This window comes from Streptomyces sp. NRRL F-2580, from assembly GCF_000720115.1.
GTDB lineage: Bacteria > Actinomycetota > Actinomycetes > Streptomycetales > Streptomycetaceae > Streptomyces.
On record NZ_JOIR01000003.1, the window covers coordinates 335,697 to 360,506 of the forward strand.

The 24,810-nt window shown below is 71.6% G+C and carries 23 protein-coding genes; 11 read left to right on the forward strand and 12 right to left on the reverse strand.

Annotated elements, in window-relative coordinates:
• The first annotated feature begins 209 nt into the window (after positions 1–209).
• From IF88_RS0104600 to IF88_RS0104625, 6 genes are all read left to right on the forward strand, one after another.
• Positions 210–1,745: a leucyl aminopeptidase gene (locus tag IF88_RS0104600; RefSeq protein ID WP_030707522.1), complete on the forward strand. Its 1,536-nt coding sequence runs from the start codon at positions 210–212 to the stop codon at positions 1,743–1,745.
• Positions 1,746–2,040: 295 nt separating this feature from the next.
• On the forward strand, positions 2,041–3,429 hold the full coding sequence (gene lpdA, locus IF88_RS0104605) for a dihydrolipoyl dehydrogenase (RefSeq protein WP_030707524.1): 1,389 nt from the start codon (positions 2,041–2,043) through the stop codon (positions 3,427–3,429).
• A gap of 53 nt (positions 3,430–3,482) precedes the next feature.
• Entirely contained in the window at positions 3,483–5,279 is a 1,797-nt protein-coding gene (sucB, locus tag IF88_RS0104610) for a 2-oxoglutarate dehydrogenase, E2 component, dihydrolipoamide succinyltransferase (RefSeq protein ID WP_030707526.1), read from the forward strand.
• Positions 5,280–5,412: 133 nt separating this feature from the next.
• On the forward strand, positions 5,413–6,036 hold the full coding sequence (locus tag IF88_RS0104615; protein WP_030707528.1) for a GntR family transcriptional regulator: 624 nt from the start codon (positions 5,413–5,415) through the stop codon (positions 6,034–6,036).
• 220 nt (positions 6,037–6,256) lie between these two features.
• Positions 6,257–8,941, forward strand: coding sequence for a pyruvate dehydrogenase (acetyl-transferring), homodimeric type (aceE, locus tag IF88_RS0104620; protein WP_030707530.1), 2,685 nt, complete (start codon positions 6,257–6,259; stop codon positions 8,939–8,941).
• Positions 8,942–9,197: 256 nt separating this feature from the next.
• The gene (locus IF88_RS0104625) at positions 9,198–9,716 is read left to right on the forward strand and encodes a DUF4240 domain-containing protein (protein WP_030707532.1); all 519 of its coding nucleotides are present in this window, start codon (positions 9,198–9,200) and stop codon (positions 9,714–9,716) included.
• Here the strand turns inward: IF88_RS0104625 and IF88_RS0104630 are convergent, their stop codons facing one another.
• Positions 9,717–10,487, reverse strand: a complete 771-nt coding sequence (locus IF88_RS0104630; RefSeq protein ID WP_030707534.1) for an SDR family NAD(P)-dependent oxidoreductase — start codon at positions 10,485–10,487, stop codon at positions 9,717–9,719.
• Positions 10,488–10,575: 88 nt separating this feature from the next.
• On the opposite strand from IF88_RS0104630, the gene IF88_RS0104635 reads away from it, so the two are divergent.
• Positions 10,576–11,229 (forward strand): TetR/AcrR family transcriptional regulator, encoded by a 654-nt coding sequence (locus IF88_RS0104635; protein WP_037805489.1) that lies wholly within the window; start codon positions 10,576–10,578, stop codon positions 11,227–11,229.
• 129 nt (positions 11,230–11,358) lie between these two features.
• On the opposite strand, the gene IF88_RS47175 is transcribed toward IF88_RS0104635, so the two are convergent.
• Together IF88_RS47175 and glnA are read right to left on the reverse strand one after the other, a co-directional pair.
• Complete coding sequence (locus tag IF88_RS47175) at positions 11,359–11,868, reverse strand: hypothetical protein (protein WP_051836438.1); 510 nt, start codon at positions 11,866–11,868, stop codon at positions 11,359–11,361.
• A 158-nt stretch (positions 11,869–12,026) separates the two neighbouring features.
• On the reverse strand, positions 12,027–13,436 hold the full coding sequence (glnA, locus tag IF88_RS0104650; RefSeq protein WP_030707538.1) for a type I glutamate--ammonia ligase: 1,410 nt from the start codon (positions 13,434–13,436) through the stop codon (positions 12,027–12,029).
• 184 nt (positions 13,437–13,620) lie between these two features.
• On the opposite strand from glnA, the gene IF88_RS0104655 reads away from it, so the two are divergent.
• A complete protein-coding gene (locus IF88_RS0104655; RefSeq protein ID WP_030707540.1) occupies positions 13,621–14,088 on the forward strand; it encodes an RDD family protein in 468 nt (155 codons plus the stop codon).
• A 110-nt stretch (positions 14,089–14,198) separates the two neighbouring features.
• Here the strand turns inward: IF88_RS0104655 and IF88_RS0104660 are convergent, their stop codons facing one another.
• From IF88_RS0104660 to IF88_RS0104680, 5 genes are all read right to left on the reverse strand, one after another.
• A complete protein-coding gene (locus IF88_RS0104660) occupies positions 14,199–14,897 on the reverse strand; it encodes a DUF4191 domain-containing protein (protein WP_030707542.1) in 699 nt (232 codons plus the stop codon).
• Between the two features lie 10 nt (positions 14,898–14,907).
• Positions 14,908–15,105 (reverse strand): hypothetical protein, encoded by a 198-nt coding sequence (locus IF88_RS0104665; protein WP_030707544.1) that lies wholly within the window; start codon positions 15,103–15,105, stop codon positions 14,908–14,910.
• Positions 15,106–15,348: 243 nt separating this feature from the next.
• On the reverse strand, positions 15,349–16,299 hold the full coding sequence (gene lipA, locus IF88_RS0104670; RefSeq protein ID WP_030707546.1) for a lipoyl synthase: 951 nt from the start codon (positions 16,297–16,299) through the stop codon (positions 15,349–15,351).
• A 110-nt stretch (positions 16,300–16,409) separates the two neighbouring features.
• The gene (gene lipB, locus IF88_RS0104675; RefSeq protein ID WP_030707548.1) at positions 16,410–17,210 is read right to left on the reverse strand and encodes a lipoyl(octanoyl) transferase LipB; all 801 of its coding nucleotides are present in this window, start codon (positions 17,208–17,210) and stop codon (positions 16,410–16,412) included.
• An 87-nt stretch (positions 17,211–17,297) separates the two neighbouring features.
• Positions 17,298–17,630 carry a hypothetical protein gene (locus IF88_RS0104680; RefSeq protein WP_037805490.1) on the reverse strand — a complete coding sequence of 111 codons (333 nt, stop codon included), beginning with the start codon at positions 17,628–17,630 and terminating at the stop codon, positions 17,298–17,300.
• A 173-nt stretch (positions 17,631–17,803) separates the two neighbouring features.
• Here IF88_RS0104680 and IF88_RS0104685 point away from each other — a divergent pair, with 173 nt between their 5' ends.
• Complete coding sequence (locus IF88_RS0104685; protein WP_030707552.1) at positions 17,804–19,243, forward strand: hypothetical protein; 1,440 nt, start codon at positions 17,804–17,806, stop codon at positions 19,241–19,243.
• A 113-nt stretch (positions 19,244–19,356) separates the two neighbouring features.
• Here the strand turns inward: IF88_RS0104685 and IF88_RS0104690 are convergent, their stop codons facing one another.
• From IF88_RS0104690 to IF88_RS0104700, 3 genes are all read right to left on the reverse strand, one after another.
• Complete coding sequence (locus IF88_RS0104690) at positions 19,357–20,628, reverse strand: NAD(P)/FAD-dependent oxidoreductase (protein ID WP_030707553.1); 1,272 nt, start codon at positions 20,626–20,628, stop codon at positions 19,357–19,359.
• 282 nt (positions 20,629–20,910) lie between these two features.
• The gene (locus tag IF88_RS0104695) at positions 20,911–21,798 is read right to left on the reverse strand and encodes a TIGR01777 family oxidoreductase (RefSeq protein WP_030707555.1); all 888 of its coding nucleotides are present in this window, start codon (positions 21,796–21,798) and stop codon (positions 20,911–20,913) included.
• Positions 21,799–21,969: 171 nt separating this feature from the next.
• Complete coding sequence (locus IF88_RS0104700; RefSeq protein WP_030707557.1) at positions 21,970–22,677, reverse strand: VIT1/CCC1 transporter family protein; 708 nt, start codon at positions 22,675–22,677, stop codon at positions 21,970–21,972.
• A 194-nt stretch (positions 22,678–22,871) separates the two neighbouring features.
• On the opposite strand from IF88_RS0104700, the gene IF88_RS0104705 reads away from it, so the two are divergent.
• Complete coding sequence (locus IF88_RS0104705; RefSeq protein WP_037805491.1) at positions 22,872–23,951, forward strand: PP2C family protein-serine/threonine phosphatase; 1,080 nt, start codon at positions 22,872–22,874, stop codon at positions 23,949–23,951.
• 25 nt (positions 23,952–23,976) lie between these two features.
• On the opposite strand, the gene IF88_RS0104710 is transcribed toward IF88_RS0104705, so the two are convergent.
• Positions 23,977–24,228 carry a hypothetical protein gene (locus IF88_RS0104710; protein ID WP_030707561.1) on the reverse strand — a complete coding sequence of 84 codons (252 nt, stop codon included), beginning with the start codon at positions 24,226–24,228 and terminating at the stop codon, positions 23,977–23,979.
• Between the two features lie 107 nt (positions 24,229–24,335).
• Between IF88_RS0104710 and IF88_RS0104715 the strand changes: the two genes are divergently transcribed.
• Positions 24,336–24,707, forward strand: coding sequence for an ArsC/Spx/MgsR family protein (locus IF88_RS0104715; protein ID WP_030707563.1), 372 nt, complete (start codon positions 24,336–24,338; stop codon positions 24,705–24,707).
• Positions 24,708–24,810: the final 103 nt, after the last annotated feature.

Sequence of the window (24,810 nt, forward strand, 5' to 3'; positions counted from 1 at the left end):
GTCTACGAGGCAAACCTGGAGCAGAGTCCACGGATGGGTGAACCTGGCGGCCCCTTGATCGAACAACTTGCCAAACCTTCGAGTGGCGTGCGGGCGAGCCCGTGCGCGTAGGCTCATTTCTGGCGGCCGTCGGGCCCGAATACGATCGCTACGGATGGCCGTCCACCCACTCGGCCCACACACACAAACGGAAGCGAGACTTCACCACCGTGACTGCTCTGACTCTCAGCACTGCCGGCGCGGCGACGCTCCGCGCCGACGCCCTCGTCGTCGGCGTCGCGAAGGGCCCCAAGGGCCCGATGGTCGCCGCGGGCGCCGAGGCCGTGGACAAGGCGTACGACGGTAAGCTCGCCGGCCTCCTCGAAGCGCTCGGCGCCTCGGGCGCCGAAGGCGAGATCACCAAGCTGCCGGCTCCGGCAGGCCTCAAGGTCCCGGTCGTGCTGGCGGTGGGGCTCGGCTCCGTCCCGGAGAAGGACGAGTCGTTCGACGAGGAGGTGCTGCGCCGCGCCGCCGGCGCCGCCGCCCGCGCGCTGCACGGCACCAAGAAGGCCGCTTTCGCCCTCCCGCTGGAGGACGCCTCGGCCGTCACCGCCGTCGCCGAGGGCGCGCTGCTGGGCGCGTACGCGTTCACCGCGTACCAGGGCGGCGAGAAGAAGGCCGGCAACGGCAAGGACTCCGGTCCGAAGCAGCCGCTCGCCGAGGTGGCGCTGCTGGGCGCCAAGCCCCGCGACAAGGAGCACAAGGCCGCCGCCGAGCGCGCCGCGGTCGTCGCGACCGAGGTCAACATCGCCCGTGACCTGGTGAACACCCCGCCGAACGACCTGACCCCCGAGGCCTTCGCCGCGGTCGCCTCCGCGGCCGCGAAGGAGAACGGCATCAAGGTCCAGGTGCTGGACGAGAAGGCCCTGGTCAAGGGCGGCTACGGCGGCATCATGGGCGTCGGCAAGGGCTCCGAGAACCCGCCGCGCCTGGTGAAGCTCAGCTACACGCACCCCAAGGCGGAGAAGACTCTGGCCTTCGTCGGCAAGGGCATCACCTACGACTCGGGCGGCATCTCCCTGAAGCCGGCCGGCCACAACGAGACGATGAAGTGCGACATGGCCGGCGCCGCCGCCGTCTTCGCCTCCGTCGTCGCGGCCGCGAAGCTGGGCCTGCGGGTCAACGTCACCGGCTGGCTCGCGCTCGCCGAGAACATGCCGTCCGGCTCCGCCACCAAGCCCGGTGACGTGCTGCGCATGTACAGCGGCAAGACCGTCGAGGTCCTCAACACGGACGCCGAGGGCCGTCTGGTCCTCGGTGACGCGCTGACCAAGGCCTCCGAGGACAACCCGGACGCGATCGTCGACGTCGCCACGCTGACCGGCGCCATGGTGCTCGCCCTCGGCGACCGCACCTTCGGGATCATGGCGAACGACGACGCCTTCCGCACCTCGATCCACGAGATCGCCGAGGAGGTCGGCGAGTCCTCCTGGCCGATGCCGCTCCCCGCCGAGCTGCGCAAGACCATGGACTCCCCCACCGCCGACATCGCGAACATGGGTGTCCGGATGGGCGGCGGCCTGGTGGCCGGCCTCTTCCTGCAGGAGTTCGTCGGCGAGGGCATCACCTGGGCCCACCTCGACATCGCCGGCCCGGCCTTCCACGAGGGCGCGCCGCACGGCTACACCCCCAAGGGCGGCACCGGCTCGGCCGTGCGCACCCTGGTGCGGCTGGCCGAGCGCACGGCCACGGGCGACCTGGGCTGACCACCCGGATGTGAGACGTGACGCACCCCGGGCGCGGGTCAGGGCCCGGGGTGCGTTCGGCTTATGGCGAATAATCGGGGATCCGTACGTTTCTACGCATCGGTAACCCTCACCTCGGACAGAAGCTCCGCCCACAGTGCGGGCCCGGCGTCCCGCGTTCCCCCGACAAATGCGAAGATGGGTTCTCGGCAGGACAGGGCCCCCACCACAGGGCCGAAGAAACAAGCGGCCGATTACCAGCCGCCGCCCGGTCACAGAGGACCGGTGCCCGGCGCACATGCATGGAGGACGTGACGTGGCGAACGACGCCAGCACCGTTTTCGACCTAGTGATCCTCGGCGGTGGCAGTGGCGGTTACGCCGCGGCGCTGCGCGCATCCCAGCTGGGTCTGGACGTTGCCCTGATCGAGAAGAACAAGCTCGGCGGCACCTGCCTGCACAACGGCTGCATCCCCACGAAGGCTCTGCTGCACGCGGGCGAGATCGCGGACCAGGCTCGCGAAGCCGCCCAGTTCGGTGTCAAGGCCTCTTTCGAGGGCATCGACATCGCGGGGGTCCAGAAGTACAAGGACGAGGTCATCTCGGGCCTGTACAAGGGCCTGCAGGGCCTGGTCGCCTCCCGCAAGGTGACCTACATCGAGGGAGAGGGCCGCCTCTCCTCCCCGACTTCCGTCGACGTGAACGGCCAGCGCATCCAGGGCCGCCACATCCTGCTGGCGACCGGCTCCGTGCCGAAGTCGCTGCCGGGCCTGAACATCGACGGCAACCGCATCATCTCCTCGGACCACGCGCTGGTCCTGGACCGCGTGCCCGAGTCCGCGATCGTCCTGGGCGGCGGCGTCATCGGCGTCGAGTTCGCCTCGGCGTGGAAGTCCTTCGGCTCAGACATCACCGTCATCGAGGGCCTCAAGCACCTCGTTCCGGTCGAGGACGAGAACAGCTCCAAGCTGCTGGAGCGCGCGTTCCGCAAGCGCGGCATCAAGTTCAACCTCGGCACCTTCTTCGACAAGGCCGAGTACACGGAGAACGGCGTCCGCGTGACGCTGGCCGACGGCAAGACCTTCGAGGCCGAGGTGCTCCTGGTCGCGGTCGGCCGCGGTCCGGTCTCGCAGGGCCTGGGTTACGAGGAGCAGGGCGTCGCGATGGACCGCGGCTACGTCCTGGTCGACGAGTACATGCAGACCAACGTGCCGACCATCTCGGCCGTCGGTGACCTCGTCCCGACCCTGCAGCTCGCGCACGTCGGCTTCGCCGAGGGCATCCTGGTGGCGGAGCGTCTGGCCGGTCTCAAGACCGTCCCGATCGACTACGACGGCGTGCCGCGCGTCACCTACTGCCACCCCGAGGTCGCTTCCGTCGGCATCACCGAGGCCAAGGCCAAGGAGATCTACGGTGCGGACAAGGTCGTGGCCCTGAAGTACAACCTGGCGGGCAACGGCAAGAGCAAGATCCTGAAGACCGCGGGCGAGATCAAGCTCGTCCAGGTCAAGGACGGTGCCGTGGTCGGCGTCCACATGGTCGGTGACCGGATGGGCGAGCAGGTCGGCGAGGCCCAGCTGATCTACAACTGGGAGGCTCTGCCGGCCGAGGTCGCGCAGCTCATCCACGCGCACCCGACCCAGAACGAGGCGCTCGGCGAGGCCCACCTGGCCCTGGCCGGCAAGCCGCTTCACTCCCACGACTAATCGTCACGGGCGCGACGACCACTTCCGCACTTTCGTTAGGAGCAACTGAAACCATGTCGGTTTCCGTAACCCTTCCGGCGCTCGGTGAGAGCGTCACCGAGGGCACTGTCACCCGCTGGCTGAAGGCCGAGGGCGAGCGCGTCGAGGCCGACGAGCCGCTGCTCGAGGTGTCGACCGACAAGGTCGACACCGAGATCCCGTCGCCCGTCGCCGGCATCCTGGCCTCCATCAAGGTCGCCGAGGACGAGACCGTCGAGGTCGGCGCCGAGCTGGCCGTCATCGACGACGGTTCCGGCGCTCCGGCCGCCGAGGAGGCTCCGGCCGCCGAGCCGGCCGCCGCCCCCGCCGCCGAGGCCCCCGCCGCTCCGGCCCCCGTCGCCGAGGCCCCCGCGGCCCCGGCTCCGGCCGCCGAGGCACCCGCCGCCGCTGCCCCGGCCGCGTCCGGCACCGATGTCGTGCTCCCCGCCCTGGGCGAGTCCGTCACCGAGGGCACCGTCACCCGCTGGCTGAAGCAGGTCGGCGAGTCCGTCGAGGCCGACGAGCCGCTGCTCGAGGTCTCCACGGACAAGGTCGACACCGAGATCCCCGCGCCGGTCTCCGGCACGCTGCTGGAGATCCGGATCGGCGAGGACGAGACGGCCGAGGTCGGCGCCGTTCTGGCCGTCATCGGCGCCGCCGGTGCCGCCCCCGCGGCCGCCCCGGCCGCCGCCGCCCCGGCTCCCGTCCAGGCTGCCGCTCCGGCCGCCGCCCCGGCTCCGGCCGTGGCCGCTCCCGCCGCTGCCGCTCCGGCTCCGGCCGCCGCCCCGGCTCCCGTGGCCGCTCCGGCCCCGGCCGCCGCCCCGGCCCCGGCCGCCGCTCCTGCCCCGGCCGCCGCTCCTGCCCCTGTCGCCGCTCCGGCTCCGGTCGCCCCGGTCTCCGCCGGTGACGAGGGCGCGTACGTGACCCCGCTGGTGCGCAAGCTCGCCTCGGAGTCCGGCGTCAACCTGTCCACGGTCTCGGGCACCGGCGTCGGTGGCCGCATCCGCAAGCAGGACGTCCTGGCCGCCGCCGAGGCCGCCAAGGCCGCTGCCGCCGCCCCGGCGCCGGCTGCCGCTCCCGCCGCCAAGGCCCCGGCCGCCGCGGTGTCCGAGCTGCGCGGTCAGACGGTCAAGATGACCCGCATGCGCAAGGTCATCGGCGACAACATGATGAAGGCCCTGCACTCGCAGGCTCAGCTCAGCTCCGTGGTCGAGGTGGACATCACCAAGATCATGAAGCTGCGCGAGAAGGCCAAGGGCGCGTTCCTGGCCCGTGAGGGCGTCAAGCTCTCGCCGATGCCGTTCTTCGTCAAGGCCGCTGCCCAGGCGCTGAAGGCCCACGCGGTCGTCAACGCCCGGATCAACGAGGACGAGGGCACCATCACCTACTTCGACTCGGAGAACATCGGCATCGCCGTGGACTCCGAGAAGGGCCTGATGACCCCGGTCATCAAGGGTGCCGGTGACCTCAACCTGGCGGGCATCTCCAAGGCGACGGCCGACCTGGCCGCCAAGGTCCGCGGCAACAAGATCACGCCGGACGAGCTGTCGGGCGCGACCTTCACCATCAGCAACACCGGTTCGCGCGGTGCGCTGTTCGACACGGTCATCGTGCCCCCGAACCAGGTCGCCATCCTGGGCATCGGTGCCACGGTGAAGCGCCCGGTGGTCATCGAGACCGCCGAGGGCACCAACATCGGCATCCGCGACATGACGTACCTGACCCTGTCCTACGACCACCGCCTGGTGGACGGCGCGGACGCGGCCCGGTACCTCTCGGCCGTCAAGGCGATCCTCGAAGCCGGCGAGTTCGAGGTCGAGCTCGGCCTCTGAGCCGAACGGCTTGTAACCAGCCTCACTGTCGGCGCCCCCGTCCGGGATACTTCCGGGCGGGGGCGCCGCCGTATTGTCTACGCATCAGGCCCCGCATGACCCTGCACACCCACCAGGAGATGAAGCCCCGATGATCACCCCACCCGTCGTGCACTCGCTGCGCGAGCAGATCCGCGAGCACATCGTGGAGGGGATCGTCAGCGGGCGCTGGAAGCCCGGTGAGCGGATCGTCGAGCGCCGGATCGCCGTGGAGCTGGAGGTCAGCCAGACCCCCGTACGGGAGGCCCTGCGCGAGCTGGAGACCCTGCGGCTGATCGAGTCGGCGCCGAACAAGGGCGTGCGCGTACGGAACCTCTCCGCGGCCGACCTGGAGGAGATCTACCCGGTCCGGGCCGGCCTGGAGCAGATCGCGGCCGAGCTGGCCGCGCCGCGGCTGGCGGCCGACTGCACGGCCCTGGAGCCGCACGTGGCGGCCCTGTGGGAGGCCGACCGCATCGAGGACGGCACGGCGCAGGTGCGGCACACGGTGGGCTTCCACCGGGAGATGGTGCGGGCGGCCGGGAACAGCGTGCTGCTGCACACCTGGGAGAGCCTGGGCATCGAGGTGTTCACGGCCCTGTCGATCCGGTGGCTGGGAACCGTCCAGAAGTCTTACGCCGAGGAGCACGAGGCCCTGGTCGAGGCGTTCCGCAGCCAGGACCCGGACATCGGTCTGCTCGTGAAGCGGCACGTCCTGGGGTGCGCTCCGAGGGCGTGAGCCGCCGGCATTGCCCCCATTTGACCGGCACCGCGTGCCTTTCTTCCTGGCACGCGGTGCCGACTTTCGTCAGATGGACGTTTCTTTGTCACTTTTATTTGATCGATCATCGATCAGCGATTTACAGTCGTCGCGGACCTCAACCAGGTCCGCCGACCCTGTCCTGCCCGTCAGGGATTTTTTCACCACCTCTCCATTACCCGGAAGGCGGCGCACAGCGATGTCCGACCCCGTAGGAAAGCTTCCGAGCGAGCTCGACCAGCTCCCGGACCGCGACACCGAGGAGACCGCCGAGTGGGCGGCCTCCCTCGACGCCGTCGCCAAGGCCGCCGGTACACGCCGGGCCGAATACCTGCTGCGTCGCACCCTCCAGCACGCCGAGGCCGCCGGCCTCGCGCTCCCCAAGCTGCTGGAGACGGACTACGTCAACACCATCCCCACCGCCGCGGAGCCCGAGTTCCCCGGTGACGAGGAGATGGAAGCCAAGATCACCGCGTGGAACCGCTGGAACGCGGCCGCCATGGTGACCCGCGGCTCCAAGTACGGCGTCGGCGGCCACATCGCCACCTTCGCCTCCGCCGCGTGGCTGTACGAGACCGGCTTCCAGCACTTCTTCCGCGGGAAGGAGGCCGACGGATCGGGCGACCAGCTCTACATCCAGGGCCACGCCTCCCCCGGCATCTACGCCCGTGCCTTCCTCGACGGGCGCATCTCCGAGCAGCAGCTCGACAACTTCCGCCAGGAGGCCGGCGGCAACGGCCTGCCGTCCTACCCGCACCCGCGGCGCCTGCCGTGGCTGTGGGAGTTCCCGACGGTGTCCATGGGCCTCGGCCCGCTGTCCGCGATCTACCAGGCGCGCTTCAACCGCTACCTGCAGAACCGCAGCATCAAGGACACCGCCAACTCGCACGTCTGGGCCTTCCTGGGCGACGGCGAGATGGACGAGCCCGAGTCGACCGCCGCCCTGGCCCTCGCCTCCCGCGAGCGGCTCGACAACCTGACCTTCGTCATCAACTGCAACCTGCAGCGCCTCGACGGTCCGGTCCGCGCCAACTTCCGCGTGGTCCAGGAGCTGGAGGCCCAGTTCCGCGGCGCCGGCTGGAACGTCATCAAGTCCCTGTGGGGCTCGGCCTGGGACGAGCTGTTCCAGCTCGACACCACGGGCGCCCTGGTGCGCCGCCTGCGCGAGGTACCGGACGCGCAGTTCCAGACGTACGCGACCCGCGACGTGGCCTACATCCGCCAGCACTTCTTCGGCGCCAACGCCGAGCTCGTGCAGCTGGCCGGCGTGCTCTCCGACGCGAAGATCGCCGAGTGCTTCCACAGCTCCCGCGGCGGCCACGAGCCCCGCAAGGTCTACGCCGCGTACAAGGCCGCCCTGGAGCACAAGGGCGCGCCGACGGTCATCCTGGCGCAGACCGTCAAGGGCTACACGCTGGGTGCCGGGTTCGAGTCGAAGAACGCGAACCACCAGATGAAGAAGCTGACGATCGACGAGTTCAAGGACATGCGCGACCTCCTTGGCCTCCCGATCCCGGACAGCGCCTTCGCCGACGGCCAGGTCCCGTACGGCCACCCGGGCGCGGACAGCCCCGAGGTCCAGTACCTGAACGAGCGCCGCGCGGCGCTCGGCGGCCCGGCCCCGGCCCGCAAGGTCAAGCAGGTCGCCCTGCCGGCTCCGGCCGACCGCTCCTTCGCCCCGCTGCTCAAGGGTTCCGGCAAGCAGGAGATGGCCACCACCATGGCCTTCGTCCGCCTCGTCAAGGACCTGATGCGGGACAAGGAGACCGGCAAGCGCTGGGTGCCGATCGTCCCCGACGAGGCCCGCACCTTCGGTATGGAGTCCCTGTTCCCGTCGGCCGGCATCTACTCGCCGCTGGGTCAGACGTACGAGCCGGTCGACCGCGACCAGCTCATGTACTACAAGGAAGCCAAGGACGGCCAGATCCTCAACGAGGGGATCACCGAGGCCGGCGCCATGGCCGACTTCATCGCCGCCTGCACGTCGTACGCGACGCACGGCGAGCCGATGATCCCGTTCTACATCTTCTACTCGATGTTCGGCTGGCAGCGCACCGCCGACCAGATGTGGCAGCTCGCCGACCAGCTCGGCAAGGGCTTCATCGTCGGCGCCACCGCCGGCCGCACCACGCTGACCGGTGAGGGCCTCCAGCACGCGGACGGCCACTCGCACCTGATCGCGTCCACGAACCCGGCGTCGCTCAACTACGACCCGGCCTTCGCGTACGAGATCGCGGTGATCGTCAAGGACGGTCTGCGCCGGATGTACGGCGAGCAGCCCGAGGACGTCTTCTACTACCTGACGGTCTACAACGAGCCGAAGGTCCAGCCGGCCATGCCGGAGGGCGTGGAAGAGGGCATCCTCAAGGGTCTGTACCGCTTCAACACGGCGGCCGACCTGGCGGAGGCGGCCCCGGCCGCCGACGCGCCGAAGGTCCAGCTGATGGCCTCCGGTACGGCGATCCACTGGATCCTGGAGGCGCAGAAGCTGCTCGCCGCCGACTGGAACGTGTCGGCCGACGTCTGGTCCGCCACCTCCTGGGGCGAGCTGCGCCGCGACGCGCTGGAGTGCGACGAGGCGCTGCTGCGCGGCGAGGTGCGCACCCCGTACGTCACCCGCGCGCTGGAAGGCGCCCAGGGCCCGGTCCTCGCCGTCTCCGACTGGATGCGTCAGGTCCCGGACCAGATCAGCCAGTGGGTGGAGCAGGACTACACCTCGCTGGGCACGGACGGCTTCGGCCTGTCCGACACCCGTGAGGGCGCCCGCCGCCACTTCGGTGTCGACGCGCAGTCGATCGTGGTGGCCGCGCTGGCCCAGCTCGCCCGCCGCGGTGAGGTGCCGGCGTCCGCCGTCAAGGAGGCCCGGGAGCGCTACGGCCTCTGAGCCCGTCGGTACGGCGAAGGCCGGTATCCATCCCTCTGGGGGAACGGATACCGGCCTTCGCCGTACGCGCGGTGGCGTCGGTGCGGTCCAGCCGTGATGCTGGAGCGGTGGTGACTCCTCCTCCCGGACGAATCCAGGCGGCTTCTCACTTGGGATCGCGATCCCTTGTGAAGGCCAAGCCCTGACCTCTGCCCGAGGGCAGACACCGAACGTACTAGGGCGCGGCGTCGGCTCGGGCCACTTTCGAGAGGATCGCATGGACGAGACGGAGTTCTGGGAGATCGTCGACCGTACCCGCGAGGCCGCCGACGGCGACCCCGAGGAACACGCCGAGCTGCTCGTGGAGCGGCTGACCCGGCTCGACCCGGACTCCGTCCTCGACTTCGCCCGGCACTTCGAGTCGCGCTACAACCGGGCGTACACCTGGGACCTGTGGGGCGCGGCCTGGGTGCTGCTCGACGGGGCGAGCGACGACGCCTTCGACTACTTCCGTTGCTGGCTGATCGGGCAGGGACGGGAGGTGTTCGAGGGCGCGGTGCACGATCCGGACCATCTCGCCGAGCTGCTGGGCGACTTCGACGAGGAGATCGACGGGGACGGCGAGGAGCTGGGGTACGCGGCCGACGAGGCCTACGAGCAGCTGACCGGGTCGGTGGCGCCGGACCTGGGCGTCCCGCTGCAGGCGGCGGAGCCGGAGGGCGCCCCGCTGGACTTCGAGAACGAAGCCGTGCTCGCGGAGCGCTTCCCCCGGCTGTGGGACCGGTTCCGCGCCTGATCAGTAGTGGGTGCCGCCGTCGATGCGGATCTCCGTACCGGTGATGAAGGCGCCGTCCTCGGAGCCCAGCATCGCGACGACGCCGGCCACCGTCTCGGGGCCGGCGAAGCCCTGGCCCAGGGCGGGGGCGAGCTTGGTGAACAGGCTCCAGTCGGTGTCCTCGGGCAGGCCGGGGCCGTTGCCGGTGGTCATGCCGGACTCGATGGAGCCGGGCGCGACGCAGGTGAAGCGCAGGCCCTGCTTGCTGTATTCGGCGGCCAGCGCGTGGGTCATGGACTGGATGCCGCCCTTGCTGGCCGCGTAGGCGGACATGTAGGGGTGCGCGAAGGACGCCGAGGTGGAGCTGAAGTTCACGACGGCCGGGCGGTCTCCCGCCAGCAGGGCCGGGAGCGACTCGCGGATCATCAGGAAGGTGCCGGTCAGGTTGACCCCGATGACCTGGTTCCACAGGTCGAGGGTGGTCTGGTGGGTGTGCGCGGAGCGCAGGATGCCCGCGGCGTTGACGAGCACGTCGAGCCCGCCGAGCGCGAGGGTCGCGGCGGCCACGCCCTCCTTCACCGCGTTCTCGTCGGATATGTCGAGGACGGCGGCGGTGAGCCGGTCCTGGTGCCCCTCGGCGGCCGCACGATCGGCGGTGACCTTGAGGCCGGCCTCGCTGACGTCCACGGCGTGGACCAGGCCGCCCTCGGCGAGGATGCGGTGGACGGTGGCGCGGCCGATGCCGGAGCCGCCGCCGGTGATGAGGACGCGACGTCCTTCGTAACGGTTCATGGCGCGAGCGTACCGAAGTGATGGCACGTTTTGCCATGCTGTCAGGAAATGTCATTCGTGCGGGCGGGGGGAGGTTACGCTTCACCCCGTGAGATCCCCTCGTCCGTACTCTCCCCAGGCCGGCACCGGAGCCCAGTCGCTGACCGAGCGCCGCAAGGCCGCCACCCAGCTCGACATCGCCCGCGCCGCCTGCGAACTGTTCGCCGAACACGGCCCCGACGGCACCACCGCCGAGGACATCGCCCACCGCGCGGGCGTGGCACTGCGCACCTTCTACCGCTACTTCCGCAACAAGCAGGAGGCGGTGGCACCGCTGCTCGCGGGCGGCGGCGACGCCTGGCGCGCGCTACTGGCCGAGGAGGCCCCCGGTACGCCCCTCGCCGAGGCGCTGGAACGCGCCGTCACCCGTTCCCTGAGCGGCCCGCAGGCGGTCGAGGAGGGCCTGGGGGTGACCCGCGGCCTGCTGCGCGCGGCGGCGGGCGACCAAGCGCTGCGGGCGGTCTGGTACCGCGTGAACCAGGACTCCGAGGAACACCTGGTCCCGGTGATCGCCCGGCTGGCCGGACCGGAGGCCGATCCGCTGGAGGTCCGGCTGCTCGCCGCGGCGGCCACGGACGCGATCCGCGTCGCGCTGGAGCTGTGGTCGACCACGGACGCGCCCGTCTCGGGCACCGGTTCGCCGGCCGAACTCGCGGTCCGCTGCCTGCGCGACCTCACAGGCGCGATGCCCCTGCTGCGCTGAGTTCAGCGCGGCAGGGGCATCGACCCGGGCCCGCGGCCCTACGTGTCGGATGTGTCGTACATGTCGTACGTGTCGTACGTGTCGGACGCGTCGTAGGCGTCCCGATCGGCCTCGGTGTCGGTGTCGGTCTCAGTGACCGCCCCAGCCGCTTCCGCCGCCGTCGCCGCCGTCGCCGCCACGACCGCCGCTCCAGCCGCCGCCACCACCGTCGCCGCCGTTGCCGCCGTCGCCACCGCGGACGCCGCCCCACCCGCCGTCGCCGCCGTTGCCGCCGTCACCGCCGCGACCGCCGCCCCAGTTGCTCCAGTCGTGGTTGCCCCAGTCGCCGTTGCCGCCGCGGCCGGAGTCGTTCCAGTTCGAGTGACGCCAGTTCGAGTCGTTCCGGTTGTTGTTCCAGTGGTGACGTCCGCTGTTGCCGCCGACTCCGCCGTCGTCCCAGCACCAGCTCGGACGCTCACGCCAGTCCCGGTTGCAGCATTGGTCCCAGCGCCAGTCGTGCCAGCGGTTGTCGGAGCACCTCCAGCTGCCGCCCCCCGTGGGAGTGGTGCTCGCCGACGCGGTGGCCACGGGCATCAGGCCGATCGTGACCCCGGCGGCCCCCGCCAGGCATGCTGCAACGATCCTTCGGCGCATCTTCATGCACCTCCGTACGTGTCTCGCTTATACGTCATTTAGGTCATTCCACCCTCGCCCCTCCCTCGCTGTCCTGTCAAAGCGAAAGGCCCCCCGCCCCTCTCCGTGGAGAGTGGCGGGGGGCCTCCCATCAGGCATGACGCTCGTTCGTGAGCGGTCGCGACCTACAGGTCGAAGTACAGCTCGAACTCGTGCGGGTGCGGACGCAGCGCGATCGGGGCGATCTCGTGCGTGCGCTTGTAGTCGATCCAGGTCTCGATGAGGTCGGGGGTGAAGACACCGCCGGCCAGGAGGTACTCGTGGTCCGCCTCCAGGGCCTTGAGGACGTCCTCGAGGCTGGTCGGGACCTGCGGGACGCTCGCGTGCTCGTCGGGCGAGAGCTCGTAGAGGTCCTTGTCGATCGGCTCCATCGGCTCGATCTTGTTCTTGATGCCGTCGAGGCCGGCGAGGAGCAGCGCCGAGAAGGCGAGGTACGGGTTCGAGGACGGGTCCGGCGCGCGGAACTCGACGCGCTTGGCCTTCGGGTTCGAGCCCGTGATCGGGATGCGCATGGCGGCGGAGCGGTTGCGCTGCGAGTACACCATGTTGACCGGCGCCTCGAAGCCCGGCACCAGGCGGTGGTACGAGTTCACCGTCGGGTTGGTGAACGCCAGCAGCGACGGGGCGTGCTTGAGGATGCCGCCGATGTAGTAGCGGGCGGTGTCCGACAGGCCCGCGTAGCCGGCCTCGTCGTAGAACAGCGGGTCGCCGTTGGCCCACAGCGACTGGTGCACGTGCATGCCCGAGCCGTTGTCACCGAAGATCGGCTTCGGCATGAAGGTCGCGGTCTTGCCGTTGCGCCAGGCGACGTTCTTCACGACATACTTGAAGAGCATCAGGTCGTCGGCCGCGGCCAGCAGCGTGTTGAACTTGTAGTTGATCTCGGCCTGGCCGCCGGTGCCGACCTCGTGGTGCTGGCGCTCGACCTGGAGGCCCTGGGCGTCCAGCTCGAGGGAGATCTCGGCGCGCAGGTCCGCGAAGTGGTCGACCGGGGCTACGGGGAAGTAACCACCCTTGTAGCGGACCTTGTAACCACGGTTGTTCTCCTCGGAGCCCGTGTTCCAGGCACCGGCCTCGGAGTCGATGTGGTAGAAGCCCTCGTTCGCGGAGGTCGCGAAGCGCACGCTGTCGAACACGTAGAACTCGGCCTCGGGGCCGAAGAACGCGGTGTCGGCGATGCCGGTGGAGGCGAGGTACGCCTCGGCCTTCTTCGCGATGTTGCGCGGGTCGCGGCTGTAGGCCTCACCCGTGATCGGGTCGTGGATGAAGAAGTTGATGTTGAGCGTCTTGTCCTTGCGGAACGGGTCCAGACGCGCGGTGGTGATGTCGGCACGCAGAGCCATGTCGGACTCGTGGATGGCCTGGAAGCCGCGGATCGAGGAGCCGTCGAAGGCGAGCTCCTCCGCCGGGTCGAACGCCCGCGCCGGGATGGTGAAGTGCTGCATCACACCAGGCAGGTCGCAGAAGCGGACGTCGACGAACTTGACGTCGTTCTCCTCGATGTACTGCTTCACTTCGTCGGCGTTCTGGAACATCCAACTCCTCCTACTCCCGGCCCCGGGGCAGGGCGGGCTTTATAGCTCGTGGTGCGTCAGTGCGGTGCCGCACGCTGACCCGACCATAAGCACAAGGGATTTCTCAAGCATGACCCATTTGTTTCGCACAAGTTAACCAGGGTCCCGCCGGAGTGCCATGAGGCGCCACCGGTACCGTGGTCGGGTGGACAACAGACAGGCAATCGGATCCTGGCTCTCCGGCCCCCGCGCGGCCGCCGAGGAGATGGGCGTCGACTTCGGCTATCCGGGTCAGCGGCTCGGCCTGCCCCGGCAGGGACCCGGCTCGGTGGCACGATTCGGGCGCCGGCTGGGCGCCGTCGCCATCGACTGGATCGGCTGCCAGGTCATCGCGTACGGGCTGATCACGGGCGGCGACGTGGCCGCGGCGGGCAACTGGACCCTCTGGCTCTTCCTGGCCCTGAGCGTCCTGACGATCGGCACCGTGGGCTTCACCCCCGGCAAGCGGATCCTTGGCCTCCGGGTGGTCTCGGAGAACGGCGGCCGCCTCGGCGTCGGCCGGGTGCTCCTGCGCACGCTGCTGCTGGCCCTGGTCATCCCGGCGCTGATCTGGGACCGGGACGGCCGCGGCCTGCACGACCGGCTGGCACGCGCCGTCCAGGTCCGCATCTAGGACCTCGGAGGACACGCGGACACGCGGGACGGAACAGGAACACAGGGGCGCCCCCGAGCCGGTCGGCTCGGGGGCGCCCCTGTGTCGTATACGAAAATCAGGTCAGCGGGTCAGCGCATCTTCCCGCCGCGCGGCATCTTCATGCCCTTGGGCATGGGGCCCTTCGGCAGCGGCATGTTGCTCATGAGGTCACCCATGGCGCGCAGCTTGTCGTTGATTGCGGTGATCTGCGGGCCCGCCAGCACGCGCGGCAGCTTCAGCAGGGTGGTGCGCACCTTCTTGAGCGGCACCTCGCCCTCGCCCGTGCCCACGATGAAGTCGTGCACCGGCACGTCCGGCATGATCCGGGCCAGCTTCTTCTTCTCGTTCGCGAGCAGCGGCTTGACCCGGTTGGGGTTGCCCTCCGCGATCAGCACGACGCCGGCCTTGCCGACAGCCCGGTGGACGATGTCCTGCTGCCGGGTCATCGCGACGGCCGGAGTCGTCGTCCAGCCCCGGCCGACGTTGTCCAGTACGGCCGCGGCCGCGCCCGGCTGTCCCTCCATCTGCCCGAAGGCAGCCCGCTCGGCCCGTCGTCCGAAGACGATCGCCATCGCGAGGAACGCCACGAGGAAGCCCAGGATGCCCAGGTAGAGCTCGTGCCCGATCAGGAAGCCGATCGCAAGAAGGACACCGAAGGTGACAATTCCCACGCCCGCGACGATCAGACCGACCTTCGGGTCGGCCTTGCGCGTCATCTTGTACGTGAGGGCGATCTGCTTCAGTCGCCCGGGGTTCGCAGCAGTCTCTGCGTTTGACTTCCTCGCCATACAGCGAAGTTTACGTGGCCTGGGGGGTTCGGGTAGCCGCGGCCTCAAGTACGTGTTCGGTTTCGACCCGGTCCTTGGCCCTGCGGCGGTCTTCGAGCACCGCCGTCCAGGCGTTCCGGCGGGCGCCGCTCATCAGCAGGGACTCGATGCCCCTGAAGGCGTCGGAGACGGACGGGATGGCGATGGCGCGTACGGGCGCGGCCTGCATGATGTCGATCCCTTTCACGGAACTCACGTCGGCAGTGCGTGTAGCGAGCGTGCGTGCGGTGCGTGCGAGCGTACTGCGGTGTGTGCGGTGCGTGGACCCAGCGTCACTGATTGGTGTTACCAGCGCATGACCTCGCGGTCAAACGTGTCGAAACATTGACGCGGCCCACCGGGCTCTTCCTTGAAAGAGCCTAGGGGCCGCGTCGCTGCGGTATTACCGACTAGTAAGCTTTTGTGCGCGAGTTCACACGCTCGCGGCGCGCTTCTCCATCGCCTGGGTGTAAAGACGCCCCGCCCGGTAGGAAGAGCGGACCAGCGGGCCCGACATCACACCGGAGAAGCCGATCTCCTCGGCCTCCTTCGCCAGCTCCACGAACTCGGCCGGCTTCACCCAGCGCTCGACGGGGTGGTGCCGCGGCGAGGGCCGCAGGTACTGGGTGATGGTGATGAGCTCGCAGCCGGCCTCGTGGAGGTCCTTCAGGGCCTGCGAGACCTCCTCGCGCTCCTCGCCCATGCCGAGGATCAGGTTCGACTTGGTGACCAGGCCGTAGGCGCGGGCCTTGGTGATCACGTCGAGCGAGCGCTCGTAGCGGAAGCCGGGGCGGATCCGCTTGAAGATGCGGGGCACGGTCTCGACGTTGTGCGCGAAGACCTCGGGGCGGGAGGCGAAGACCTCCTCCAGCAGCTCCGGGACCGCGTTGAAGTCGGGAGCCAGCAGCTCGACCTTGGTGTGCCCGCTCTCGCGGCCCGCCGTCTGCTGGTGGATCTGGCGCACGGTCTCCGCGTACAGCCAGGCGCCGCCGTCGGCCAGGTCGTCGCGCGCGACGCCGGTGATGGTGGCGTAGTTCAGGTCCATGGTGACCACGGACTCGCCGACACGGCGCGGCTCGTCCCGGTCCAGGGCCTCGGGCTTGCCCGTGTCGATCTGGCAGAAGTCACAGCGCCGGGTGCACTGGTCGCCACCGATGAGGAAGGTGGCCTCGCGGTCCTCCCAGCATTCGTAGATGTTGGGACAGCCGGCTTCCTGGCACACCGTGTGCAGTCCTTCGCCCTTCACCAGGGCCTGCATCTTGGTGTACTCGGGACCCATCTTCGCCCGGGTCTTGATCCACTCGGGCTTGCGCTCGATGGGGGTCTGGGCGTTACGGACCTCCAGGCGCAGCATCTTGCGTCCGTCGGGTGCGACTGCGGACACGACCGGCTCCCTGTGACTTCGATTGTTCGGGCGCCCACCAGGGTACGCCCGTAATTTCGTACGCTCTTACGTCGGCCAACCTGCGAGGGGGCGGCCGCATTCCCGGGGCGTCAGACGCCCGCGGCGGGCTCCGTGTCGCGGGGCCGCAGCTCCGCGTGCTCCAGTACGTCCTTCAGGTGCCGTTCGACGACCGGCAGCACCTCGGCGATGGTGATCTCGCGGCCCAGTTCGTAGGAGAGCGAGGTCACACCGGCGTCCCGGATGCCACAGGGCACGATGCGGTCGAACCAGGTGTTGTCCGGGTTCACGTTGATCGCGAAGCCGTGCATCGTGACGCCCTTGGCGACCCGGATGCCGATGGCGGCGAGCTTGCGGTCCTCGCGGCGCTGGCCGGCGTTGGACGGCGCGTACTCGGGACCGTTGAGCCGGGCGTCGAACTCCTCGTCGTGCAGCCGCGGGTCGAGGTCCAGCGAGAGCCCGCCGATCGTGGGGCGGTCCTCGACGGGGTCGCCGAGCACCCAGACGCCGCTGCGGCCCTCGACCCGGGTGGTCTCCAGGCCGAACTCGGCGGCGGTGCGGATCAGCGCCTCCTCCAGGCGGCGGACGTGCGCGACCACGTCCACCGGGCGGGGCAGCTTCATGATCGGGTAGCCGACCAGCTGGCCCGGGCCGTGCCAGGTGATCTTGCCGCCGCGGTCCACGTCGACCACGGGCGTGCCGTCGAGCGGACGCTCACTGGGGTCGGTGCGCCGGCCCGCCGTGTAGACCGGCAGGTGCTCCAGCAGCAGGCAGGTGTCCTCGACCTCGTCGGCGAAGCGGGCCGCGTGCACCCTGCGCTGTTCTTCCCAGGCCACGGTGTACTCGACGGATTCCGGCCCGTAGCCCAGATGGACAAACCCAAGCTCAGCCACCGCAGCGCCTCCTCATCGAACCTGCTGTGTGCACGTACTTCACTGAGCAAGGGTACGGCGACCCGTTCGAGGCCCTTCAGGGCCCCTTCAGGACTCCTTCAGCACCCCGGCGGGAGGCTCCGGGCCGGGCTCCGCGGCGGGCGTCGGCGCCGGTTGCACCGGGGGCCACGGCAGCTGCTTCGGGCGGCGCCGGCCCTTCGGCGGCCGGTCCGGGTCCTCGTCCGCGCGGGGCAGCCGCCGGTGGCCCTCCGAGTGGTCGTTGACCCAGCCGCACACCCCGCACGCGTACCGCCCGTCGAGCCCGGCGATGTAGGTGCCGCAGCGCCGGCACTCCGCCTCGGTCAGTTCGGGCGGGGGCAGCGGGGCGGTGGATTCGGTTCGCTCCTCGGGGAGGTGCGCCCCGTGGGGCCGAGGGGTCATGGTCCGCAGCCTATGCGGGCAGAAGGGGTCGGTCCGTAAAGGGCCCTACGCATTCTGCACACGATCGGATGAATGTGGGGCAGAGAGGGCGGCATGGACGAAGTTCGCCGCTACATTCACGCCGTTCACAGGGCCGGGACTCCGGTCCGTCACGTCAGGAGACCGTGGAGCCGATGACGGAACGACCTGCCCAGCGCGTCCCCAACCGGCAGCTCGCGGCGCTGATCGCGGAAGCCGGGTTCTCCAACGCCGGGCTCGCCCGTCGCGTCGATCAGCTCGGCCTGGAACACGGTCTCGATCTGCGGTACGACAAGACCTCCGTGACCCGCTGGCTGCGCGGGCAGCAGCCGCGCGGGACCACCCCCGCGCTCATCGCCGAGGTGTTCACCCGGCGCCTGGGGCGCCGGCTCTCCGCGCAGGACCTGGGACTGGACGCCTGCGCACCCGTGTACGCGGGGCTGGAGTTCGCGGCCACGCCGGAGGAGGCCGTGGACATCGCGAGCGGGCTCTGGCGCAAGGACTCCGGCTCGCACGCCGAGCTCCGGAAGATCGCCTTCACCCCGGCCGGGCTGGTCGTCCCGAGCCGGGACTGGCTGATCGGGCGGCCCGACGAACGGGTGGGCCGGGGCGCGGATCCGGCGGCGGTCCGCGTCCCGCTGCAGGGCCGGGTCACGGTGCCCCGGCAGCGGCAGATCGACCGGGGCCCCGGGCAGCGGGTGACCGGCGGGGACATCGCCGCGCTGAGATCGGTGAGCGAGCTGTTCCGCACCCTGGACCAGGCCTACGGCGGCGGCCACGCCCGGCAGGCGCTGGTGCGGTACCTGGAACACGAGGCGGAGCCCATGCTCCGCGGCACCTACGGGGAGACCACCGGGCGCCGGCTGTTCTCGGCCGCCGCCGATCTGACCCGGCTCGCGGGCTGGACCTCGTACGACATCGCGGCGCACGGGCTCGCCCAGCGGTACTTCGTGCAGGCCCTGCGGCTCGCGCAGGCGGCCGCCGACCGCCCCTACGGCTCGTACGTGCTGGTCACCATGAGCCGGCAGGCGGTCTACCTCGGCCACGGCCGGGAGGCGGTGCAGCTGGCCCGGGTGGCCCAGCAGGGCGTGGGCTCCGGCCCGCCGCCGGTGGTGCAGGCGCTGCTGCACTCGGCGGAGGCGCGGGGGCACGCGGTGCTCGGCGAGGTCCGGGCGTCGACGGCCTCGCTGGTGCGGGCCGAGAGGGCGCTGGGCGCGGCCCGGCCGGGGGACGACGTTCCGCACTGGGCGCGCTTCTACGACGAGGCGCAGCTCGCGGACGAGTTCGGGCACTGCCACCGGGACCTCCAGCAGTACCGGGCCTCGGCCCAGCACGCGGAGCGGTCCCTGCAGCTGAGGGCGCCGGGGTACGCGCGGTCCCGGCTGTTCTGCCGGGTGGTGCTGGCCACGGCCCGGCTGGGGCTGGGCGAGCTGGACCAGGCGTGCGCGCTGGGCGCGGAGGCGGCGCAGCAGGCGTCGGAGATGCGGTCGGTGCGGGCGGTGGAGTACGTACGGGACTTCGAGCGGCGGCTGGAGCCGTACCGGGACGCTTCGGCGGTGCGGACCTACCGGGACCGGGTGGCGGCGTTGTCGTGACCCTGCGGGGCGGCCGCGGGGGTGCTGCCCCCGAACCCCCGCGCCTCGAACGCCGGCGAGGCTGGAATCGCCGTGCGCGGCCCTCGAAGCGCGGGGCAGTCACCGGGTGGTTCTCAGGCCGCCACCGGGAGTGCGGGCTCCGGGGTGGCCGGGAGCGGGATGCCGAAGTCGCGCAGGAGGGCGCCGGCGGCCCGGCGGGCCGAGTGCAGGGCTCCCTGGACGGTGTTGGTGTCGCGGTGGTCGCCGCACACGTACAGCCCGGCCAGCACTCGTACCGGGCGCCGCAGGTCGTGGGGCGGGGGCATGGCGGGCACGGCCTCCGGGGTGTGGTGGACGGCCAGCAGCTCCCAGTCCCGGGTGGCGGTGTCGTAGAGCCGGGCGAGGCGCGAGGCGACCGTCCGTACGGGCGGCGGCGGTCCGAGCACGGTCGTGGTGACCAGGCTCCGGCCGGCCGGGGCGCGCGTCGGGTCGACCGCGCTCATCACGGCGGTGTGCGAGACGGGCCACTTCGGGTCCGCGTCCAGGAGCAGCGAGCCGTCCCGGTACAGGGGCGTGGCGGTGGCGTGGTGCAGGACGGTGACCGCGTGGAAGGTGGGCACGCGCAGGCCGGGCAGGAGCTCGGCGGCGGCGCGGGCGCCGGTGGCGAGGAGGACGGAGCGGCAGCTGAAGTCGCCGTGCTCCTCGGTGGTGACCAGGTTCGTCGCCACCGAGCGGACCCGGACGCCGGTCCGGACGGTGCCGGGCGGCAGGGCGGCGGCGAGCAGGTCGGGCAGGGCCGCGGCGCCGCCCTCGGGCACGGCGAGCCGGCCGCGGGCGAAGGTCCGCAGGGCGAGGTCCGCGACCCGGCTGGAGGTGGTGAGTTCCGGATCGCGGAGCAGGGCGGCGAGCAGCGGCCGGAGCACCCCGTTGAGGGTGCGCGGCGGCAGTCCGCGGGAGCGCAGGGCGGCGTCCGCGGTGCGTTCGGGACGGGCGAGCAGTCTGTCCTCGGGCAGGGCGGCGAGCCGGCCGAGGGCGGCGCTGAGCCGGGCCTGGTCGAGGGAGCCGCTGGCGAGGGCCCGGGCCGGGGTGAGGGCCCCGACCCGCAGCTGTTTGCCGTCGGTGTGGACCAGGACCCCGGGCACGAAGGGTCGCAGGGTCAGACCCCGCAGGCCCGGGGTGCGTTCGAGTTCCGTGTACGAGGTGTTGAGCAGCTGGCCGATCCGGTCCAGCCGGAACCCGTCGGCCGACTCCGTGGCCATCCGGCCGCCGGGGTCGTCCGCGGCCTCCAGGACGGTGACCGTGACTCCCGCTGCGATCAGGTGCTGCGCGGCCGCGAGTCCTGAGACTCCGGCCCCTACGATGACGACGTCCGCATGGTGCGCGGCATGGTGTGCGCTGCTGAGCACGTGCCCCTCCCCGAGGTCGGCGCGGCTGTGTGGGGATCCTCCTTCCCCCAACCGGCTCCACGGGAACCCGAGTTCGGCGGGGTATTACGGTCAACTCCGGTCGCACGACGGTCGCATCCGGGTCACGAACGGTCGCACGGCGGTCGCACGCGGCGCGGTTCACCCGTCGAGGCTCTCCCGTCGGGGCTCTCCCATCGGGACTCTCCCGGCGCTGCTCTCCCGGCGCTGCTCTCCCGGGGCTGCTCTCCCGGGGCGGCATGCGCGGGACTCGGGTCCGGTCGTTCAGAGGGCGGCGCGGATGGCCTGCTCGATGCCGGGGTCGCGGAAGACGAATCCGGACTCCAGCAGCCGGGCGGGGCGGGCCCGCTGACTGCCCAGCACGTCCGCGGAGAGCTCCCCGAGCACGATGCGCAGCGCGGGCGCCGGTACCGGCAGCAGCGTGGGCCGGTGCAGCACCCGGCCCATGGCCGCGGTGACCTGGCGATTGGTCAGCGGCTCGGGGGCGGTGAGGTTGACGGGGCCTTCGATGCCGGGGGTGTCGATGATGTGGCGCAGGGCCGCGACCTCGTCCCGGAGGGAGATGAACGACCAGTACTGGCGGCCGTTGCCGAGCCGGCCGCCGAGACCGGCACGGAAGAGCGGGAACATCCGGCCCCAGGCCCCGCCCTCACGGGCGACGACCAGTCCGGTACGGGCGTACGCGGTCCGGATCCCGGCGCTCCGGGCGGGCGCGGCGGCGGCCTCCCACTCCACGCAGACCGAGGGCAGGAAGCCCTGCCCGGCGGGGGCGTCCTCGTCCACGGCCCGGTCGCCGGTGTCCCCGTAGTAGCCGACGGCGGAACCGCTGACGAGCACGGCGGGCGGCTCGTCGAGCGCGGCCACGGCCCGGGCGATCGCGGCGGTCCCGAGCACCCGGCTGTCGCGGATCTCCTTCTTGTACGCCGCCGTCCACCGGTGGTCCCCGATCCCGGCCCCGGCCAGGTGCACGACGGCCCCGCAGCCGGCCAGCCCCGCGGGGTCGACGTACCCGCGCGCGGGATCCCACCGCGCCTCGTCCCCGCCCGTCGGCTCCCGCCGCACGAACCGCACCACCTCGTGCCCGTCTGCCCGGAGGGACCGCACGAGTGCGCTTCCGATGAGCCCGGTCGCCCCGGTGACTGCGATACGCATGCCGCCATTCTCCCCCGGAGGGTGGCCGCGCCGACCGTACGTCTCTGGTGCGGCGCAGTGCTTCCTCGGCGTCACCCCACGGCGCTCCGCGCCCGCGCCTCAAACGCCGGCGGGGCTGGAAGATCCAGCCCCGCCGGCGTTTGAGGCGCGGGGTCGGGGGCGGAGCCCGGTTCAGGTCGTGCCGAGCCAGGTGCCCACCGCGTAGGTGACGGCCATCGCCAGCGCGCCGCCGCCCACGTTCCGCGCCACCGCGCGGAGCGCCGGCGCCCCGCCGAGCCGCGCGCTGAGCACCCCGCACAGCGTGAGCGCGGCGACGACGGCCACCACCGTCACCGGCACCCGCGCGGACGGCCCCGGCAGGAGGATCGCCAGCAGCGGCAGCACCGCCCCGACCGTGAAGGCGATGAGACTGGCGAAGGCCGCGTGCCACGGGTTGGCCAGCTCGTCGGGGTTGATCCCGAGCTCCACCCGGGCGTGCGCCCGCAGCGCGTCCCGTTGCGTCAGCTGCTCGGCCGCCTCCCGGGCCACCCCCCGGCTCAGTCCCCGCTCGGCGAGCAGGTCGGTGAGTTCGTCGAGCTCCGCCTCCGGCTCCTCGGCCAGCTCCCGCCGCTCCAGGTCCAGCGCGGCCCGTTCGGAGTCCCGCTGCGAGCTGACGGAGACGTACTCCCCCGCCGCCATCGACAGTGAGCCCGCGAGCAGCCCGGCGACCCCCGCCGCCAGGATCGCGGAGCGGGAGGTGGTGGCCCCGGCGACACCGACCACCAGGCCGGCCGTGGAGATGATCCCGTCGTTGGCTCCGAGCACCCCCGCGCGCAGCCAGTTGAGCCGGGTGCTGATCCCGGCGCTCTGCGCGCCGTCGCCCGTTCCGTGCGCTTCGATGTGCGTCCTGCTGGGCGCCTTCTCCGAGCCCTCGTTTCCCGTCACGCCACCACTTTCGCGGCACGGGCCGTACGAAGCCACCCGGCGGGCCAGCCCGGGGTGCGCGGGCCGGGCCTCGCGGCACGGGCCGTACGAAGCCACCCGGCGGGCCGGTCCGGGGTGCGCGGGTCGGGCCCGCGTACCAGGGTGGAAGGGTGAGACGCGGACGCGAGGAGCCTGGCAGGCTGCGCGGGGAGCCGCCGCCGCGCTGGGCCCGGTTCGCGCCCGCGGTGGCCTTGGTGGGGCTTGTGCTCGCGCAGGCGCTCACCCCAGGCGTGGAGCTGGGGTTCTTCCTGGCGGGCCTGCCCCCGGTGGCGGCCTTCGCGTACGGGGCGGGCGGGACAGCGGTCTTCGCCGCCGTCGTCCTCCTGCTGCTGGGGCTGCCGGCCCTCGGCGTCGGCCATGCCCGCGGCACGGACCTGGCCACGGTGGCCGTCGTCGGGCTGCTGAGCGTGGTGATCGCCTGGGTCCGCCAGCGCCGGGACGCGCAGCTGGTCAGTGTGCGGACGGTGGCCGAGGCGGCCCAGCTGGCGGTGCTCCCGCCGGTGCCGGAGCGGGTGGGCGCGGTGCGCTGCTCGGGTCTCTACCGGGCGGCGCAGCACGGCACCCTGGTCGGCGGCGACCTGTACGACGTACGGGCCGGGCCGCACGGCGTGCGCGCACTGGTCGGGGACGTGCAGGGGCACGGCCTGGCGGCGGTGGGCACGGTGGCGGCGCTGCTCGGGGCCTTCCGCGAGGGCGTGATCGACGACTCCGGGCTGGCGGCGGTGGCGGGCCGGCTGGACCGGCGGCTGGTGACGGACGCGAAGGCCGCGTCCGTGGAGCACCCGGAGCTGTTCGCGACGGCGGTGCTGCTGGAGTTCCCGCCCGGGCTGGACCTCGTACGGATCGTGTCGTGCGGGCATCCGCCCGCCCTGCGGCTGCGCGGGGCGGCGGTGGAGGAACTGCTGGTGGAGCCCGGCCCGCCGCTGGGCCTGGGACTCGCGGGCCCGCCGCCGGCGGTGGCGGAGCTGCCGCTGCGGCCGGGGGACCAACTGCTGCTGCACACCGACGGCGTGACCGAGGCCAGGGACGCGGCCGGGCACTTCTACCCCCTGGCCGCCCGGGTTCCCGTACTGGCACGGGACCCGGACGGCCTGGTCCGGGCGGTGTGGCGGGACCTCGCGGCCTTCACGGACGGCGGTCCGCGCGACGACGTGGCCCTGCTGCTGCTCTCCTTGGACGGATCGGGGTGAGCGTCGGATGACCGGGCAGCCCGGGTTACGACTCCTTGATGAACGCGCGCACCATCTTGCAGGTGACGTTCGACGGCCGGTGGATCCCCGTCCGGACGGCCATCGTCCGGATCTTCCGGTTGGTGGCGCGCCGAGGGTCGTACGTCCCCGAGTCGAGCAGGGATATCGCCAGCCGCATCGCCTTCAGGCGGCGGTTGTGGCTCTCGTACCACTCGCGGGGCAGGCCCGCCGGCAGCGGCTTCTTCTTGACGGGCTGGACGGTGGTGGCAGTGGCCATCTACAGCCTCCCAAACGGTAGTTGGCTTCCTGTCGTTCTTCCTCGATTTTACCGGGGACCACTGACAGAAGCCCCTGGCCAGACCGGCCCCGGCTAGGGTTGGCGGCATGGAGATCTGGATCAATCCCGCCTGTTCCAAGTGCCGCAGCGCACTGACCCTGCTGGACGCCGAGGGCGCCGAGTACACCGTGCGGCGGTACCTGGAGGACGTGCCCTCCGAGGACGAGATCCGCGAGGTGCTCGGCCGGCTCGGGCTGGAGCCGTGGGACATCACGCGCACCTCGGACCCGCTGGCCAAGGAGACCGGCGTACGGGAGCTGCCGCGCGAGGAGACCGAAGCGGCGCGGGCGCTCTGGATCGCCCACCTTGCCGCGCACCCGAAGCTGATCCAGCGCCCGATCATCACCGCCGAGGACGGCTCGGCCCTGGTCGCCCGCTCCGAGGAGGCGGTCCGCGAGGCCCTCTCCCGCAAGGCTTAAGGGGCGCCGCGAGGTCCCTGCGGACCGGGGCGGGGGGCCGGTTGTGCCGGGGGTGGGCGCGGGTTGGCTGCGCCGCTCGGGCCGGGGTCGGGGGCCGTTGCAC

What these genes read in the sequence shown, in the direction of transcription:
- IF88_RS0104710 (WP_030707561.1), bottom strand. Translation starts at nt 24,228, where the DNA reads ATGGCCACTGCCACCACCGTCCAGCCCGTCAAGAAGAAGCCGCTGCCG.
- sucB (WP_030707526.1), top strand. Translation starts at nt 3,483, where the DNA reads ATGTCGGTTTCCGTAACCCTTCCGGCGCTCGGTGAGAGCGTCACCGAG.
- IF88_RS0104715 (WP_030707563.1), top strand. Translation starts at nt 24,336, where the DNA reads ATGGAGATCTGGATCAATCCCGCCTGTTCCAAGTGCCGCAGCGCACTG.
- IF88_RS0104660 (WP_030707542.1), bottom strand. Translation starts at nt 14,897, where the DNA reads ATGGCGAGGAAGTCAAACGCAGAGACTGCTGCGAACCCCGGGCGACTG.
- IF88_RS0104680 (WP_037805490.1), bottom strand. Translation starts at nt 17,630, where the DNA reads ATGACCCCTCGGCCCCACGGGGCGCACCTCCCCGAGGAGCGAACCGAA.
- glnA (WP_030707538.1), bottom strand. Translation starts at nt 13,436, where the DNA reads ATGTTCCAGAACGCCGACGAAGTGAAGCAGTACATCGAGGAGAACGAC.
- IF88_RS0104695 (WP_030707555.1), bottom strand. Translation starts at nt 21,798, where the DNA reads ATGCGTATCGCAGTCACCGGGGCGACCGGGCTCATCGGAAGCGCACTC.
- aceE (WP_030707530.1), top strand. Translation starts at nt 6,257, where the DNA reads ATGTCCGACCCCGTAGGAAAGCTTCCGAGCGAGCTCGACCAGCTCCCG.
- IF88_RS0104625 (WP_030707532.1), top strand. Translation starts at nt 9,198, where the DNA reads ATGGACGAGACGGAGTTCTGGGAGATCGTCGACCGTACCCGCGAGGCC.
- IF88_RS47175 (WP_051836438.1), bottom strand. Translation starts at nt 11,868, where the DNA reads ATGAAGATGCGCCGAAGGATCGTTGCAGCATGCCTGGCGGGGGCCGCC.
- IF88_RS0104630 (WP_030707534.1), bottom strand. Translation starts at nt 10,487, where the DNA reads ATGAACCGTTACGAAGGACGTCGCGTCCTCATCACCGGCGGCGGCTCC.
- IF88_RS0104665 (WP_030707544.1), bottom strand. Translation starts at nt 15,105, where the DNA reads ATGCAGGCCGCGCCCGTACGCGCCATCGCCATCCCGTCCGTCTCCGAC.
- IF88_RS0104685 (WP_030707552.1), top strand. Translation starts at nt 17,804, where the DNA reads ATGACGGAACGACCTGCCCAGCGCGTCCCCAACCGGCAGCTCGCGGCG.